Genomic DNA, 16,083 nt, shown 5'->3' with positions numbered 1-16,083 from the left:
CGCCACATCATCCGCAGGTTCACGGGGAACAGGAGACCGCGGTGGGCACACCCATGCCTTCACGCCTCCTCGACTACATCGAGGCAGAGCCGCCCGCAGCGCAGCCCACAGGGGCGGACCCGACGCCTCCGCGGACGCCGGAGCCTGAGCCGGGGCAGGGCAGATCGCGCCTTCTCGAATACGCCGAGGCCGCAGGGCCCGGAGCAACCCGGCCCGCGTCCCCGAGCCCCGAGCCCGGCGTCCCCGCCTACCACACCCCCGTGTTCGTCCCGGCCCACCCCCGGTACGCCGACGCTGCGGACGCGGACGGCCACCCGGTCCGCGTGCCCTTCATCGCGTACGAACTCTTCGACCACCCGACGGCAGGGATGGGGACCGGAACCGTGGCCTTCGCCTTCACCACCCGCGACCGGCTCGTCGCCGCGCTCGGCGAGGCCCAGCCCTGGGTGGCCACCTCGATCGGCCCCCTGGCCGAAGCCGTCGGCGCGTACGACGCGACGGTCCTCCTCGACCCACGGGTCGCCCCCGGAAGGCACAACTGGCAGCCGGACGACCTGGCCGCCTACGCACGGGAGGTGCGCTGATGCCGCCCGACTTCAAGGCCGTCCTCGGCGACCTCACCTCGATGTCCAGGACCTTCCACGACGAGGCCGTCAACTACCGCAAGCTGCACGCCGACGTCGCCCCGCCCCTCGTCGGCGGCGGCGACGCCGGCCTCGACCACGCGCTCAAAGAGGTCGCCGACCTCATCGTCGCCCTGCACATCGGCTTCGCCGACCGCCTCGACGACCACGGCGACAAGGTGACCTACGCCCGCGACTCCTTCCGACGACACGACATCGACGTGCACGGACTCTTCGAGGACCTGATGGCGGAGGACGGCTGATGACCGACAGCTGGGTCGGCGGCGACATCGGCGGACTGCGCACGATGGCGGAGACGTACAAGAACGCCAAGGACAAGCTCGACGACGTCATCACCCCCGTCAGCCGCGCCGTCGAGGCCCTGGTGGGCGACGCCGCCTGGAAGGGCGAGGCGGCCGAGACCTTCCGCGCCACCTGGAGCGAGGACGCTCTGACGGCAGGCGCTTTCGCCACCCTCGTGCACAGCGTGGGCGGCATCCTCGACACGCTCGTCGGCGCGCTCACGGCCTGCGAGACGGCGTTGCAGAACGCTGAGCACGTCGCGACGGGCAAGGGCGTACCCATGGGAGCGAAGGGTGTCCCGCTGGAGATCCTCACGGCGGATCCGCCCAGCTCCGACGATCAGAAGACGATCGCCGCCCTCGTCGAGTACGGCAAGGTCCGCAACGAGATTCTGCACACCGCCCAGCACGCCCGTCTCGTCGCTGCGGACGGCCTGCGCGGCCTCTACGCGCAGGTGACGGCACCGGTCTCGACCGGAGACAAGATCACCATCGCGGACGCCCTGCGCGGCCTCTACGCCTACGACGCCGAGGACGCCCGGGCCGGCGGCAAGAAGGCCCGCGCACTGATCGACGACGCCAGGGCCGAGGAACGGGCCGCGAAGAAGGGACTGCGTGCGGAGCGCAAGGTCTTCCAGAAAGCCGGCCGCGCGCTGCCGGACGATCTCCCCGCCAAGAGCGCCTACCGGGACGCGGTGACCCAGGTCGACTCCCTCGAGAACGCCATAGCCCGTGCCGACCACGGGAGCACGGCCCTGCCCTACGACCGCGCCCTCAACGTCAAGCTGGCGGACGCGGCGGACGCCCTGCGCCTCGGCAAAGGAGTCGCCGAACTCCCCGAGTTCCTCAGGGAGATCCCGGTGCTGGACGTCGCGGCGGCCGCCGCCTGCGGCCTGGTGGAGGCCAAGGACGACCACGACAAGGGCTGGTCCTGGCAGCGCTCCGTGGTCGTCGACGGCGGAGTGGCACTCGGCGGACTCGCCGTCGGAGCGGGCGTAGTGGCCGCCCTGCCGGTCGAGGGCGCGGCGGCGGTCGCCGTGGTCGGCGTGGGGACGACGATCCTCGCGACCGACGTGCTGGACCACACGTTCCACGAGCACTGGAGCGAGGACATCCACGACCACGGGGTGGTCGGCGGCGTGCTGCACGGTGCCGGAAACGTCGCCACGGAGACGGAAGGCGACGTCGTACGCCTCGGGAAGGACATCTGGAATGGCGTCACGGGCCTCTTCTAAGGCTTCTGTCCAGAAAACACCCGTTCCCATTCCGGCGCTGCCGAAGCTCGGCACTACCTGGTACGAGCGCGGGACGCTCTACTGGCTGTGCCGCGCCCGCACCACCTTCTTCCTGCTCATGGTGATGGCCGCGGTCTGCTTCTTCGCGGTCAGCCTCTACCGGGGCTTCACCAGCGAGTGGACGCCGACCGCGCGCACCGTCGCCGACTGGGTCCAGGCGGCGGCGTCGTGTGTGGCTCTGCCCTGGGGCTGGCTCAAGCAGCGCCGGGGTCACCGGGAAGCTCTGCTGAACCCGCCCACTCCCGAGCAGACCCGCCTGGCCAAGAGCGACCACGACGGGCGCACCCCCGGCCGGATCGCCGCCGGTCGAGGTCTCGTCCTCCTCGCTGCCCCCGTCTTGCCGGCGTTCGCCGCGTACATCGTCGGCTGGCTCATGGCGTGGCTCACCGTCCGCGAGTACCCCAGCGAAGTCGGTGCCCGCCGCTGGATGGCGCAGAGGATGTGACGTTCTGCGAAGAATAGGTGGTGTGCCCAAGGAGCGGTAGCAGGGTTGTTGCATATGGCAGTTGGGACTGTCAGAGGAGGTCGTTAGAGTGGTCGTGTTGCGGTCATGAACACGTGAGAGGCGCGGAGTGAGCTGCTCAGGACGGGCAGCGGAAAACGGGGAGATGGGCTGTCGTGATTCCTGCGGACATGGGTGGGGGCGCCGACGTACGGCGCGGCTACATGGCGCTCTCGACGTTCAAGAAGCGGGTCGACGACCTGCTCACGGCCTTCGAGAAATCTGCGGGCGGCTCGGCGAAAGTCGCCGGCCACAGCCTGTCGGCGGCCACGTTCGGAGCGGGTGAGTTCCCGGAGGCAAAGACCCTCCACCTGCAGTACGAGCGCGTCCACGAGCGCATCACCGCGCTCTCCAAGTCACTTGGGCTCCAGCTGGAGGCGATGCAGATCGCCGTGCACGGCGTGGACGTCACCTTCGACAACCTGGAAGACGAACTGCGGTACCGGTTCCATGCGATCCGGGCCGAGGTCAACCAGGATCGCGACGCGATGATGCACGAGCAGCTCAAGCGTGACAACAACGCCGACCACACGGACGCGGGGTACTGATGAGCGGCGACAAGAAGCCGGACCACTACCAGGCGGAACGCCAGGACGCGACCCAGCAGAACAGCGGCGTGGACGACGCTGTGAACAAGGCTGTGGTGATCAGCCCCGGAATGCTCAGCAGCCCCGGCGGCTTCGGCAACACCAGCTTCGAGGGCTACGAGCTCAACGCGATGATCGACATCGTCGAGGGGGCGAGCCCGGAGACGCTCGAGAGCGCCGCCACGGCCCTTGTGGACGCCCGGGACGCCATCAACGACGCCGCCGACGAGCTCAGCCGCAATCTGGGCAACGTCGACTGGGAGGGCGAGGCGCACACCGCCTTCTACACCTGGGGCATGAACCTCACCACCACGGCGAAGGAGTTGGCCACCTACACCGACGAGGTGGGCACCCAGGTCCTGGCGGCAAGCTCGGGCCTCGCCTCCGTACGCAAGTCGATGCCTCCGCGCGACAGTCGTATCGTCCCCAAGAAGGTCGACGACATCCCGACGCCCCAGCGCGTCGAGGGCAACGCCGAGTACACGGCGGCGGTCAAGGCCGAGAAGGACCGCCAGGAGGCCATCAACCAGATGTACCGACTGGCGTCGTTCTACACGGTGTCGAGCGGCATGATGGAGATGGCCAAGGAGCCGGTGTTCCCGGAGATGCCGAGCGTGGGCGTGCCGGAGCCGCCGCCGGGCTTTGATCCGAGGGAAGAGCAGCCACGCCATCCAGGCACCTTGCAGAGCGTGAGTGATACGGCAGCACCACGCCACCAATCTCTTGCATCTGAGGTCGAGCGACCGCGTTCGGAGGACTTGCCCTCAGCTCGTAAGAACGGGGACGAGGTCGTCAGGCTTCCCGAACAGCACGTGGGTACGGAGATCGACAGCGTCGGCACATTGCCGGCACAGGATCTGACGAAGCCGACGACCGTCGTGCCGCCTTCGACAGCAGGCCCTGGTGCAACTCCGGCGGGATCGGTTCCTTCCTTTGTGCCGACTGGTGTACCTCCAACGTTCCGGGGACCTGCAGGGCGTAGTTCAGGGTTCGGCGGCGTGCTGGCTAACAGGCTTCCTACGTCGGCACAGGGGCGCGCTGGTGGCATGCCGGGAGGCATCGGTGCCGGGCGCACGGGCACCGGCCCCATGGGGCAGGCTGGACGTGCCGCTACAGCAGGGAAATCAGGCAGCCGCATTCCTGGTCCCGTAGGGCGAGGTGTGGTCGGCGGAGCGCCGAAGCCCGTTGGGCAGTCCCCTGGTCGTGCTGCCAGTGCCCCACGCGGTCCTGTCACCGGCACGGGTGCCATGAACCCTGGGCGTCCGGGCGGTGCCGGGCGCTCCGGTGCCGGACGCGTCGGAGATGGCGTTGTCGGTGGGCGACCTGTCACCGCGGGTCCCGCGGGCTCCCGCAATTCCAAGTTGCCGCGCGGCACGGTCGTCGGCGGCGAGGGCGCATCCACATCGCGTGCCGCGGGCGAACGGCCCGGACAGCGCGGGGTGGTTGGGGCGCCCCGTTCAACGGTGGGCCCGGCCGCAGGACAGACGGCTCGCCGTCCCGTCGGTAGCCCTGACGGTGTGATGGGAACGCCACAGGGGCGAGCTTCCGGAAGCCGGAACGGCGGAAGCCCTTCCGGCGGTCGGGGCGCGGCGCGTGGTGCTGCAGGCAATCAGGGTTCGAGCGAGAAGCGTTCGCGCCGTGACGAGCGGCGCGATGACGCGTCGGCGACCAACTGATCGCACAAGAGCGAGGACAGACAGAGTCATGGTGGCAGGGATCAGCCGACGCGACGGGCGGGGCATGTCTTTCGCAAGACGAAACGGGGGACGGGTTTCCGCCGTCTGTTCAGCGCTCGGTGCCTTGGCCGTGCTCTCGGCAGGTTTGGCTCCGAGTGCGTCGGCCGCTGATGTTCAGTCCCAACAGTGGTACCTGTCTTCGATGAAGGCCGACGAAATGTGGAAGGTGAGCACCGGCAAAGGTGTCAAGGTGGCCGTTGTCGACACGGGGGTCAACCCCGACACTCCTTCACTCAAAGGCCAAGTGCTCGTTGCTGAGGTGCCGAAAGCCGTCGGCTACAAAGCAGGCGTGGACTACCTGGGGCACGGTACGAGCATGGCGGAGCTCATCGCTGGTACCGGTGCCGGTGGAGGTCTGAAGGGCCTTGCTCCAGGGGCAAAGATCGTCCCATTTCGGATCGGAATGAAGATTCTGAAAAACGAGGACGAGAAAAAGAAGGCCCCCGCGATGTCGGCCGTGATGAGGGCGATCGCTGACAGTGACGTAAAGATCATCAGCATGTCCTTCGGAGAGGACATCCAAAGGCCAGAGGACCTTGCGGCGATCAAGTACGCCCAATCCAAAGGAAAGTTGTTGATTGCCAGCGTCGGCAACGACCCGGCGAGCAAGACCATCGACTTCCCGGCCGCCTACCCATATGTAGTCGGGGTCGCAGCCTCGGACGAGAAGGGAACGGTCGGCAAGTTCTCGGAGCATGGTAACTACGTCGACCTGGCTTCCCCCGGCCTGAACGTGCCGACTTGGTGTGACAACACCTTCCGTTCCTACTGCACCGGCCAGGGCACCAGCCAGGCCACAGCCATCGCCTCCGCCTCCGCCGCCCTCATCTGGTCCGCCCACCCCAAGTGGACGGCCAACCAGGTCCTCGCCAGCCTGATCGACACCGCCGGGCGTGACTGGGCGAAGGACGATCCGAGCACGTACCTCGGATACGGCCTGATCCGCCCCCGCAAGGTGCTGGAGAACCCCGACTTCAACCCCGGTCCGGCCGGCACCGACCCCCTCGCCAAGGAAAACGTCACGGGCGTGACGGACGCGGCGGGCAACGCGCCCTCCGCCAACGCTTCCGCGCCAGCCTCGCCGCAGCCCTCCAAGGGCACTGCGGACGATCAGGCACCCGCAGCAGCAACCGCCGACGCTTCCGACAACACCACGATGTGGATCGCGCTCGGAGCAGCCGCGGCCGTACTGGTGATCGGAGGCGGCGCCTTCGCCGTGGTCCGCTCCCGGCGAGGCGCTGGATCCACCCACGCATGACGAAGAACCGTCACCCACAACGGTTCTGACCTACAGACCACCGCGCAGTCAGCAGCGAATCGAAGCTCACGAAGAAGGAGTGTCGCAATGGTCGACCGCAAGCTCAATGACGGCGATGTACAGAAGCTCCAGAAGGAAGTCATCGACCGGTACGACAACATCCGGAGCTCCCTCGCGAAGCTGCAGGGCACGATCGACATGATCGAGAAGGCGTGGACGGGCCAGGGCGCCAACGCGTTCAACGCCAAGCAGACGGAGATCAACACCCACATGGTGGGGATCGGCAAGATGCTCGAGGACTTCCTCGAGGGCATCCACATGACCAAGAACGACAAGCAGAACCTCGAAGACCAGATCACGGCGGACCTGACCAAGATCTCGGTCGACGATCTCGGTGGAAAGACCTCGGCGCTCAGCAGCTACTGACGAGCCCGAGCCACGGATCGCACTGAACCACACTGTTGCCCGGACTGATGATTCCGGCTGACATCCGCAAAGAAACGAGGGAAACATGTCCGGAGCCCATTACGAGGAACTTGCCGTCACCTACGGCACCATGGACGCGCTCGCCACCGAGCTCGGCGATCAGGCCAAGAAGCTCGAGGAGGACCTCGAGGCGCTTCGGCAGGCCGTGCTCAACGTGTCGGCAGGCTGGGGCGGCGAGGCGTTCCAGGCGTTCCAGGGCAAGAGCGAAGAGTGGAACAAGCACGCACGGGGCATCCACACGGCCCTGATGCAGATCTCGCACAAGGTCCACGGCGCCGGCGGTGACTACCGCGGCGGCGACCTGAAGGGCGCCAGCTACTTCATGTAAGTGCAGGCAGGCCGTATTTCGCAGCACAGGGTGGGCACGCACGGGAGGTGCCCACCCTGTGCTGCGTCTCAGTTGGGCGTCGTTGCCCGACCGTCAGCCGTTGCTCTCGCCGTTCTCGGACGCGCCAGTGGGCACGGCGATGACGAACACGCCCTTGCCCTGGACTCCCTGAACGGTTCCCTCGGCCTGTAGTACCTCGATGGCGGACTTGATGGTCCGGCGGCTCACTGCTCCGCCCGTCTCCTGCTCCAGCTCGTGGTGCGAAGGGATGCGCCGACCAACCGGAATCTCGCCGCGTCGAATGCGCTCACGCAGGGCGGAAGCAAGCTGCACATACATCGGGACGATGCTCTCCCGGTCGATTTCTATCACGCCTTAGAGCGTAAAAGGCCAGCTCAAGACAGCATAGGGCGGCCTAGCACGTGAAAGGACGTACCAAGACGTACCAAGTTGGATGCGCCCTGGCACACCGGCCCGGCTACGCGGACGTCCACCCCGCGTGCCGCCGCCTGCGAGACACTCCACTCCCACACGGCGGGGGCCTGCTGCTGGTACGCCACTGCCCCTGCCCCTGCCACCACCCGTCGCCGGAGGAAGCCCGGACGGCTGCCGTCACCCCACCACGGCGAAAAGCCTGACGTCCGAAGTTGAGCGCCTACTGGGCGGCCCACACCGGGCGGATGGTCTGGGTCGGGTCAGCACATCGACCCGACCCAGACCTGATCCGAAGGCGGTGGCCCCGGCGCGGGGCCTGCGGTATTCGCGCGGCGCGAATGCGCCGTCCTCAATGCTTCAGCTGCTCGCGGCGGCAGGCGGAGGGGGCGGCGGCATGGGCGGATACGGTGGCCGAGAAGGGATCCTGGGCATGGGTGGTGCTGCTGACGGAATTGCCGGGGGCGGTGACGGCGGCGGAGGCGGCACCTCCGCGAACTCCGGCAGGACCGGGCCGCCTGCGCGTAGCCGCGCGATGGTCCGCTCGGCCCGGCGGCGGGCCAGCGGGGCGTCGTCACGGAGGAAGTGAAGCCGGACGCGCCCCCGTCTGAGGTCGTCGGTGGCGATCAGTCGGTAGCCGAGGGCATGGGTGATCTTCTCTATGCGGGCCTTCTGCGATGCCCTGGTGAGGAATTCGAAGCGGCCACGCCCGTCGAAGTGCCTGATGATCTCCTCATCCCTCATCAGTCGTCCTCATAGCGGGGCAACGCCTCAGGGAAGCTACGAGGTTCCTTGCACTCGGCCAACTTGTAGGCGTGCCGCGCGAGCCGGTAGGCGAAGTCGGTCAGCGTCTGTCCCAGCGGCCTGCCCATGACCTTCGCGCTCCCGTCGACTCGAGCCTCACCGACGACTGCGTAGGGCGCAGAGGCGTTGTACTCCGGGACAGCGGGCGGCTCACAAGGCACGTACACGGAGGAAGTGCCTGTTCCGGAGTCAATCTGGAACAAGGCTTCGATATCACCTACTGATACGCGAACAAGTCTGCTCCGCTCGCTCGACGCTTGATAGCGCTTAAGCCAATTGACGTGGGCAAGAGGCTTGACCCGTGCTTCTCCGGAGAGAGATGAATCATTGCTCGTGGTGACGTAGCAGGAGAAGGAAAGGCTGTCCCCGACGCCTCGGGCACGGGAACCGTGGTCTGCTGACCGCGCGTTCGGTAGCACCTGGGTGACTGTACCTCGGGTGAGCGTGTCGTCGCACATTTTACTGGGCAGCACGTACAGGCCTTTGATGAAGAAAAGCCAAGCGGTACCGCCCAGAAGACTCAAGACCAAAATGCAGAGCAGCAGGCCCTTCCCGCTCTCCCAGGTCGCCTGTTTTTCCCGGCTCCACGCCGACGTTTTCACTAGGGACGCTCCTTCGTACGGGTCAGTAGCTCGCTGGCGTCGTCCCAACCCTGGTTGACGGCGTTGCGGATCGAATCGGCCGTGCCGTCCTTGGGTAGCTTCACGTCGTGCCGACTGAGCGCGTCCAGCGTCGATTGCTGCGTCTGCTGATTGACGGATTCCCGCATGTCGTAGAGGTCTTTGGCGCTCTCGTACAGGGCCTGATCCTTGGCCCCATGGAGTTCCTGTCCTTCGAGTAGGCGATCAACGGCCGATCCGGCAACGGCTCCGAGCATCCCGCCGCCCACTGCACCCATCGCCGCACCCCCGTAGGCGACGGGTACCGAGATGTTCGCCAGGCCGATCGAGACCCATGTCTTGGCGAAATCTCCTTTCGCCTTCAACGCGTCGTTGTACTCTTTTTCTCCCTTGAGTGCGCCGCTGACTTCAGTATCTGCTGCGGAATGTCCAACGATTCCCTCAATGATTCCCGCATTCCTGCCAATATCTTCGAGGACCTGACTCCTGGGACCGTCGAACAGGGAGGGATCGGACAAGTGTGCCTCAAGGAGATTTCCGGTGTAGATGCTTTCCCCGAAAATTATCCCGGCTCTGCCGGCGGGATCTGAAGACACGGCAGAAAGGAATCGCGCCACGTCGCGAACATCCCCGAGGCCGCCAGGATTCTCGCTGTTGGAGAGGAATACTGCCCCTGACTCGCCTCCTAGTTTCTGGCTGATTTCCGGCATATAGGAAGCCGCCATGTTTCCGAAGCTGTCTCCCAGCCCCCTGGTCACGAGTCTTGCGCCGTCATCCGGCTGGGCCACCGCGTTCATGACGTTGGCCATGATCTCGACTTGCGCGGCGCTGTGGGGCGGTGCCGGTGATGTCGAGTCCCCAGCGGCGACCCCTGTCACCGCCGCTTCCAAGGCATGCCCGAGGGACGCCCCTCGATCCGTGTACACCGTGGTGCCCAGCATGTGGTCCAGGTCCGATTTCGACTCGAACGCATGCGTCGCCGCCTCCGGGTTGTGTGACAGGCCCTCGAACAAGCCCTCCAGCGGGTCGCGCCCGTTACCGTCACCGAAGACAAGGTCAAGGGCGTCATAGCCCTTGACCCAAAGGGCGTCCGTATTGCTTTCGCCGGCGCCCTTGTCCGCCTTGAAAAGCGTCTTGCTGTAGTCGTCCAGGAACTCGGTGTCGTACTGCCCCTCGCGCATCAGGCTGCTGATGACCTGGGAGCCGAGCGCGCCGACGGGGCTGAAGGAGTCCGCGGCGCGGAAGTTGGTGTTGCCCTCCGCGACGACGCCCTTCTTCCAGTCCTGCATGGCCTCCGAGTCCGAGAATGACGCCGTGGCCAGGGTGAGGCTCAGGTTGCTCTGGAGGCTCTTCATCGTGTCCAGTTCCGAACCCCTGGCGCCGGCGTGTACCGAGGTCATTTCGGTCCAGAACTGGAGCGTCCCCTTGGGCCCGAGACGCGTGGCGAACTGCTCCGCGAAGAGGGGGTCGTCGTGGAACGTGTCCATCGTGCGGTTGAAGTTCTTGATGTCGTCGAGGCTCATGTCGGCCGGGTTCCTGGCCATCTTCGCCAGCTTCTCCGCTGCCGCGACGGCCTTGGCGGCAGAGTCCCGGTCGGCGTACGAGGCGTCGGTGAAGCCGTACTTCGCCTGGTCGACGAGGAGCCGGAGAACCGTTGCGGCGCTGTTGTCGCTCTGCGTCGCCTTCGCCAGGATCGCCTGGATCTCATCGCGGAGGGCGTCCGCCGCCTTCTGATCAGTCGCCCCGGTCTTTCCGCTGGGATCCGAAGCCCAGTCGGGCCGGGTGTTCCCTGTGACGGTGAACGTGCCCTCGCCGGTGTCGATCACCGACAGGTTCTGCTGCGCGCCCCGCGCGATGGCGGCCGTCAACTGTGTTCGAAAACTGACGAGTTCCCCATGGGTGTCGCTGAGGATCTTGGCGATGGAGTCCGCCTGAGTGTGCGCGTCGGCGAACTCAGCGGCCGTTTTCGTGATGAACTCGCGGCTGACGGTGGCGTTCACCCCGGCCCATCTGGCGGTGTCCGCCTTCGCCTTGAGGTTGCTCTCCGCGTCCTTCTGCAGTTCTGCGAGTTTCTTCGTCATCTGCTGCCAGTCGGTGACAGCCTCACCGAGTTTTGAAAGGTCCCCGTGGCGCAGGGCGTCGAGATCCATCGGGTCAGTGGCCCTTCCGGTCGTCGAAGCCCTCGCCCAGCAGAGCGATGCTGCTGACCGCCCGGCGATGTAGGAGTCGTCGGGCTGCGTGCTGGTTCTTCGTGAACCGCAGATGGTTGGAGATATGGGCGCAGGTGTCCAGCAACGTCTTGCTCTGTTCGCCCCAGCGCTCCGTCACATGGTCGAGGGCCGCGCCCAGGGCGAAGCCCTCACCCTTGAGTCCACCTGCGGCGGCCTCCGACGCCACGCGTGCGTGCCCGCTGTACGTGGTGAAGTCCTGAACAGGTCATGAGCCCCGCCTTGCCGACAGCCTCCAGATCCTGGTGGCCGGCCACCAGGTCTCCCTGGGTGCTGCTCTCGCCCGGGTCGTTCGGCACATGGTTGAGCTGCATCCCGATGGGATGCCGTTCGGCCGCCCCGGCCTTCAGCTGTTCCCACTCCTCCCACGCCATGCGTGGTCCCCCTCCGCCGATGTGTGCGTTCTGCCGGTGTCACCGTCGGCCTGCAGGCCTGCGGTCCGTGGCCCGCGCGACGACGACGCCGTGCCAGTGACAGGAACGATCCAGTGGATCACCCCGAGTGATCTCCCGGACTCACCATACTTTCCGCGATGCTTTGCCCACGGTTCGACCGTGGCCAAAATCGAGAGGCGAGGACCGGCCACCGCCGGACGTCCCGGAACCCTCGGTCGGAGAGTCGCGAACCCGGGTTCGCGACTCACCCCCACGACACGGCGCGGTGGTCCGGCCAGAGCGCGTGCTGCCCTGCTTGCACTCATCCCCCGCTCACGCACCCCGCCTCCGCCCCCAGCTCACTCCGCCCCCTCGACGTCCTCCTCCACCAACCCCACCTGCACCAGCGGCTTCCCCCGCCGTCGGGAGACGAAGATGCCCCGGCCCGCGGGCATCGGGCGGGGGCGGACGCCGCCCAGGAGGTCGCCCTCGCCGGGGTCGCCCGCAAGGACCACGCCCTGCGCCCCGAGTTCCTTGATGCGCTGCATGAACGCCTCGTAGGAGGCACGCCCCGCGCCCGCCGTCGAGCGCGCGATGATGAACCGCACCCCCACGTCCCGGGCGAACGGCAGCAGTTCGGTCAGTCCCGCCAGCGGGTTGCCGCTCGACGTGGCGACGAGGTCGTAGTCGTCGACGACGACGAACACCGTCGGGCCCCGCCACCAGCTGCGGTCCCGGAGCTGCTGCGCCGTCACGTCGGCCGTCGGCGTCCGGCGCTTCATGAGGTCGGCGAGCGCGGCCATGTGATGGTCCATCGCGTTGGACATCGGGATGTACTCGGCGAGATGCGACGCCGGCGTCACGTCCAGCAGGGAACGCCGGTTGTCGACCACGAACAGCTTGCACTCGTCGCCCGAATACCGCCGGGTGAGCTGCTTGATCAGCAGCCGCAGCAGGTTCGACTTGCCGGACTCGCTCTCGCCGAGGACGAGGAAGAACGGATCCTGCTCGAAGTCGACGAAGACCGGCTCGAGACGGTCCTCGTCGAGGCCGAAGGCGACCCCGCGGCGCGGGAAGCGGTCGCCCGGCGGCAGCGACGCGGCCGGGAACTCCCGCGGCAGCAACCGTACTTCCGGCGCGGGCGCGGCCTGCCAGTGCCGGGAGACCTCCGCGGCCAGCGCCTGCGTCGCGTCGGAGAGCTCGGTGTCCGAGGCGAGGCCGTCGATGCGCGGCACCGCGGCCATGAAGTGCAGCTTCTGGGGCGACTGCCCCCGGCCGGGAACGCCCGACGGGACGTTCGCGGCGAGTTTGCGGTCGATCTCGGAGTCCATGGTGTCGCCGAGCCGGAGCTCCAGCCGGTTCATCAGGTGGTCCTTGAGGGCGGCCCTGACCTCCATCGACCGCGACGCCGTCAGCACCAGGTGGATGCCGTAGCCGAGGCCGCGCGCCGCGATCTCGTGGACGATCTGGTCCAGCACCTCGTAGTCCGCGCGGAAGTTGCCCCATCCGTCGATGACGAGGAAGACGTCGCCCCACGGCTGGTCCGTGACCGAGATCTCGCCCCGCGCCCGCCGGGCCCGGAAGTCGGCGATCGAGGCGATCCCGGCCGCGCGGAAGTACTCCTCGCGGCGGGTCAGGACGCCGTACACCTCCGCCACCGTCCGCCGCACCCGCTCGGGGTCCAGCCGGGAGGCGACCCCGCCCACGTGCGGCAGTCCGGCCACCGCGGCCATCCCGCCGCCGCCGAAGTCGAGGCCGTAGAACTGCACTTCATGCGGGGTGTGCGTGAGGGCGAACGCCGCGATCAGCGTGCGCAGCAGTGTCGACTTGCCGGACTGCGGGCCACCCACGATCTGCATGTGGCCGGCCGCGCCCGAGAAGTCGACCCAGAGCGAGTCACGGCGCTGCTCGAACGGCTTGTCCACCAGGCCGACCGGCACGACCAGCCGTCCCGCGCCCTCGTAGCCGGGCTGGGTGAGCCCGCGGCCCTCCACCGCCGTGAGCCCCGGCAGCAGGGAGTCCAGCGACGGCGGGCTGTCCAGCGGCGGCAGCCACACCTGGTGCGCCGCCGGGCCCTGCGCCTCCAGCCGGCGCACGATCACGTCGAGCACGGTGTCCGCCAGCGCGTCGTCGACCTCCGCGTCGCCGGCCGGGCGGGCCTGCGGCACGGCCGCGTACCGCACCGGCACCTCGGACGAGGTGAAGAGCACCGGCCGTCGGTCCAGGGGCAGCGGGCCGCCTCCCGGCGCCGTCCGCTGACCGCCCGAGCGGTAGACCCCGGACACGTACGCCGCCTTGAACCGCACCATTTCGTCTGTCCCGAACTTCAGGAACCCCGAACCCGGCACGTTGGGCAGCGAGTACGCGTCGGGCACGCCCAGCGCCGCCCGCGACTCGGCGGCGGAGAAGGTGCGCAGACCGACGCGGTACGACAGATACGTCTCCAGTCCTCGCAGCCGCCCTTCCTCCAGGCGCTGCGAGGCCAGCAGCAGATGCACGCCGAGCGAGCGCCCGATGCGGCCGATCTGCACGAACATCTCGATGAAGTCGGGCTTGGCGGTGAGCAGTTCGCTGAACTCGTCGATCACCAGCACCAGCGAGGGGATCGGCTGCAGGGCGGCGCCCGCGGCCCGCGCCTTCTCGTAGTCGTGGATGTTGGCGTAGTTGCCCGCGTTGCGCAGCAGCTCCTGACGGCGGTTGAGCTCGCCCCTGATGGAGTCGCCCATCCGGTCGACCAGCGTCAGATCGTCCGCCAGGTTGGTGATCACGGCCGCGACGTGCGGCATCTGCGCCATCCCCGCGAACGTGGCGCCGCCCTTGAAGTCGGCGAGGACGAAGTTCAGCGTCTCCGACGAGTGCGTCACCGCCAGCCCCAGCACCAGCGTGCGCAGCAGCTCGGACTTGCCGGAACCGGTCGCGCCGACGCACAGACCGTGCGGGCCCATGCCCTCCTGCGCCGCCTCCTTCAGGTCCAGCATCACCGGACGGCCGTCCTCGCCCACCCCGATCGGCACCCGCAGCCGCTCGGCCAGCGAACGGGGCCGCCAGGTGCGCTGGGTGTCCACCGACGCGGCGTCGCCGAGGTTCAGCAGTTCGGTGAACTCCAGGTTGGCCAGCAGCGGCTCGTCGTCGTCGCCACCCGAGGCCATGCGCAGCGGCGCGAGCTGGCGGGCGAGCGCCTCCGCGGACTCCGGCGACAGGACGTCGGGCGTCCCCTCGTAGACGGCCCCGTGCCCCGACTCCAGCCGCAGCGCCCCGGGCTGTACGACGATGTCGAGCTCGCCGCCCGCTCCCGTCAGCTCACCGGGGATGATCTCGAGGACCGTCACGCCCTGCAGTCCCTCGGAGTTGGCCAGGACCGAGTCGTGGGGGAGGGACACCCCGTCCAGGACCACGACCACGTGCGGCTCGTCGACCAGCGGCGTCGCGTTGGGGTGGAACCTCGGCCGCCCGGTCAGCCGGGAGCCGAGCAGGCCCTCCAGCTCACGGGTGTCCGAGCCGATCAGCCGGCGGCTGCCCGCCCCGTCCACCGCGCCGGCCGCCTGGACGTGCGGCAGCCACTTCGCCCAATCCCAGTGCGGCAGTTCGTCCCGGCCCGCCGCGACCACGAGCACCAGGTCCTCGGACGAGTGCAGCGCGGCCAGCGAACCGGCCAGGGCCCGGGCACAGGAACGGACCGAGTCCGCCTCGCCGCTGATCGTCACGTGGTAGAAGGCACGCAGGGAGACCGCCATCGGCAGGTCGTCCAGGCTGTCGTGCACGGCGAGGAAACGCTGCAGCGCGCCCGCCGTCAACGGCTCCAGCTGCTCCACCGGACCGGTCTCCGGGGCGACCAGCGGGGTGGCGAGCGCCTGGACGCCGAGGCCCACCCGGACCTGCCCGAAGTCCTCGTCGCCGGGCCGCCGTTCCCACACCCGGCTGCCCTCGGCGACCAGGGCCCACAGCTGCTCGGGGGAGGGGTGCAGGTAGTACTGCGCGTCACGCTGGGCGCGCGCGGTGTCGAGCGCGGCGCGCCGGGTCTGCGCCAGGTAGCCGAGGTAGTCCCGGCGCAGATCCGCCAACTGACCCTGGGAACCGCGCCGGAAGCGCACCACCATCGCGATCGACATGGCCACCGTCGAGGCGATCATGACCATGCCCATGATGCGCATGAACGGCTGCCCGCTCGTGAAGAAGAAGACCACCGAGCCGCCCATGCCGAGCGTCGGCAGCAGTTGCATCAGCACGCTCTCCTGATGCCCCCGAGGCAGCTCGGGCGGAGGCTGCAGGACGACCTCGCCCATGGGCACCTCGGACGGCAGCGCCCTTGGCGGACGCTTCACGACGATGTGGCTCACTGCTCACCAATCCCCTTGCGAGGCCCCCGGGAAGTACCGTCCGCCACCCCGTGTCAGGCGGACGCAGGCCGCCGCGTGATCCTACTGACTGCTGGTACCACCACGGGGCGGTAGGGTGCCGGATGTTCGCGTGAGCACACCGCGGGCCGCGCGTCCGCACCAACCTGCGCG

At 68.1% G+C, this 16,083-nt stretch carries 14 protein-coding genes; 9 read left to right on the top strand and 5 right to left on the bottom strand.

The window, feature by feature from the left end:
• Window positions 1-53: 53 nt before the first annotated feature.
• The 9 genes from ACH4ZA_RS37830 (at window position 54) to ACH4ZA_RS37790 (ending at window position 7,117) form a co-directional block, all read left to right on the top strand.
• Window positions 54-584: a hypothetical protein gene (locus tag ACH4ZA_RS37830; protein ID WP_398433586.1), complete on the top strand. Its 531-nt coding sequence runs from the start codon at window positions 54-56 to the stop codon at window positions 582-584.
• Window positions 584-886, top strand: coding sequence for a DUF6317 family protein (locus tag ACH4ZA_RS37825; protein WP_319280836.1), 303 nt, complete (start codon window positions 584-586; stop codon window positions 884-886). Before ACH4ZA_RS37830 ends, ACH4ZA_RS37825 begins: the two co-directional genes overlap by 1 nt.
• Window positions 886-2,160 (top strand): WXG100 family type VII secretion target, encoded by a 1,275-nt coding sequence (locus tag ACH4ZA_RS37820; RefSeq protein ID WP_398433585.1) that lies wholly within the window; start codon window positions 886-888, stop codon window positions 2,158-2,160. The genes ACH4ZA_RS37825 and ACH4ZA_RS37820 overlap by 1 nt, the downstream gene beginning before the upstream one ends.
• On the top strand, window positions 2,138-2,665 hold the full coding sequence (locus tag ACH4ZA_RS37815) for a hypothetical protein (protein ID WP_398433584.1): 528 nt from the start codon (window positions 2,138-2,140) through the stop codon (window positions 2,663-2,665). The genes ACH4ZA_RS37820 and ACH4ZA_RS37815 overlap by 23 nt, the downstream gene beginning before the upstream one ends.
• 173 nt (window positions 2,666-2,838) lie before the next feature.
• Entirely contained in the window at window positions 2,839-3,270 is a 432-nt protein-coding gene (locus tag ACH4ZA_RS37810) for a hypothetical protein (RefSeq protein ID WP_398433583.1), read from the top strand.
• Window positions 3,270-4,985, top strand: a complete 1,716-nt coding sequence (locus ACH4ZA_RS37805) for a WXG100 family type VII secretion target (RefSeq protein ID WP_398433582.1) — start codon at window positions 3,270-3,272, stop codon at window positions 4,983-4,985. The genes ACH4ZA_RS37810 and ACH4ZA_RS37805 overlap by 1 nt, the downstream gene beginning before the upstream one ends.
• Window positions 4,986-5,049: 64 nt before the next feature.
• A complete protein-coding gene (locus ACH4ZA_RS37800; protein ID WP_398433598.1) occupies window positions 5,050-6,303 on the top strand; it encodes a S8 family serine peptidase in 1,254 nt (417 codons plus the stop codon).
• Window positions 6,304-6,390: 87 nt separating this feature from the next.
• Window positions 6,391-6,729 carry a WXG100 family type VII secretion target gene (locus ACH4ZA_RS37795; protein ID WP_266725994.1) on the top strand — a complete coding sequence of 113 codons (339 nt, stop codon included), beginning with the start codon at window positions 6,391-6,393 and terminating at the stop codon, window positions 6,727-6,729.
• An 85-nt stretch (window positions 6,730-6,814) separates the two neighbouring features.
• On the top strand, window positions 6,815-7,117 hold the full coding sequence (locus ACH4ZA_RS37790; protein WP_319280850.1) for a WXG100 family type VII secretion target: 303 nt from the start codon (window positions 6,815-6,817) through the stop codon (window positions 7,115-7,117).
• Between the two features lie 93 nt (window positions 7,118-7,210).
• On the opposite strand, the gene ACH4ZA_RS37785 is transcribed toward ACH4ZA_RS37790, so the two are convergent.
• From ACH4ZA_RS37785 to eccCa, 5 genes are all read right to left on the bottom strand, one after another.
• Window positions 7,211-7,489, bottom strand: a complete 279-nt coding sequence (locus tag ACH4ZA_RS37785) for a GntR family transcriptional regulator (RefSeq protein WP_057579475.1) — start codon at window positions 7,487-7,489, stop codon at window positions 7,211-7,213.
• Between the two features lie 803 nt (window positions 7,490-8,292).
• Window positions 8,293-8,955 (bottom strand): hypothetical protein, encoded by a 663-nt coding sequence (locus tag ACH4ZA_RS37780; protein WP_398433581.1) that lies wholly within the window; start codon window positions 8,953-8,955, stop codon window positions 8,293-8,295.
• Entirely contained in the window at window positions 8,955-11,123 is a 2,169-nt protein-coding gene (locus ACH4ZA_RS37775) for a hypothetical protein (RefSeq protein WP_398433580.1), read from the bottom strand. The genes ACH4ZA_RS37780 and ACH4ZA_RS37775 overlap by 1 nt, the downstream gene beginning before the upstream one ends.
• Before the next feature lie 4 nt (window positions 11,124-11,127).
• Window positions 11,128-11,370 carry a hypothetical protein gene (locus tag ACH4ZA_RS37770; RefSeq protein ID WP_398433579.1) on the bottom strand — a complete coding sequence of 81 codons (243 nt, stop codon included), beginning with the start codon at window positions 11,368-11,370 and terminating at the stop codon, window positions 11,128-11,130.
• A gap of 564 nt (window positions 11,371-11,934) precedes the next feature.
• Window positions 11,935-15,912, bottom strand: a complete 3,978-nt coding sequence (eccCa, locus tag ACH4ZA_RS37765; protein WP_398433578.1) for a type VII secretion protein EccCa — start codon at window positions 15,910-15,912, stop codon at window positions 11,935-11,937.
• Between the last annotated feature and the right edge of the window lie 171 nt (window positions 15,913-16,083).

Source organism: Streptomyces sp. NPDC020597, assembly GCF_044335095.1.
Classification (GTDB): Bacteria; Actinomycetota; Actinomycetes; order Streptomycetales; family Streptomycetaceae; genus Streptomyces.
This window is presented reverse-complemented; position numbering and strand designations above follow the sequence as displayed.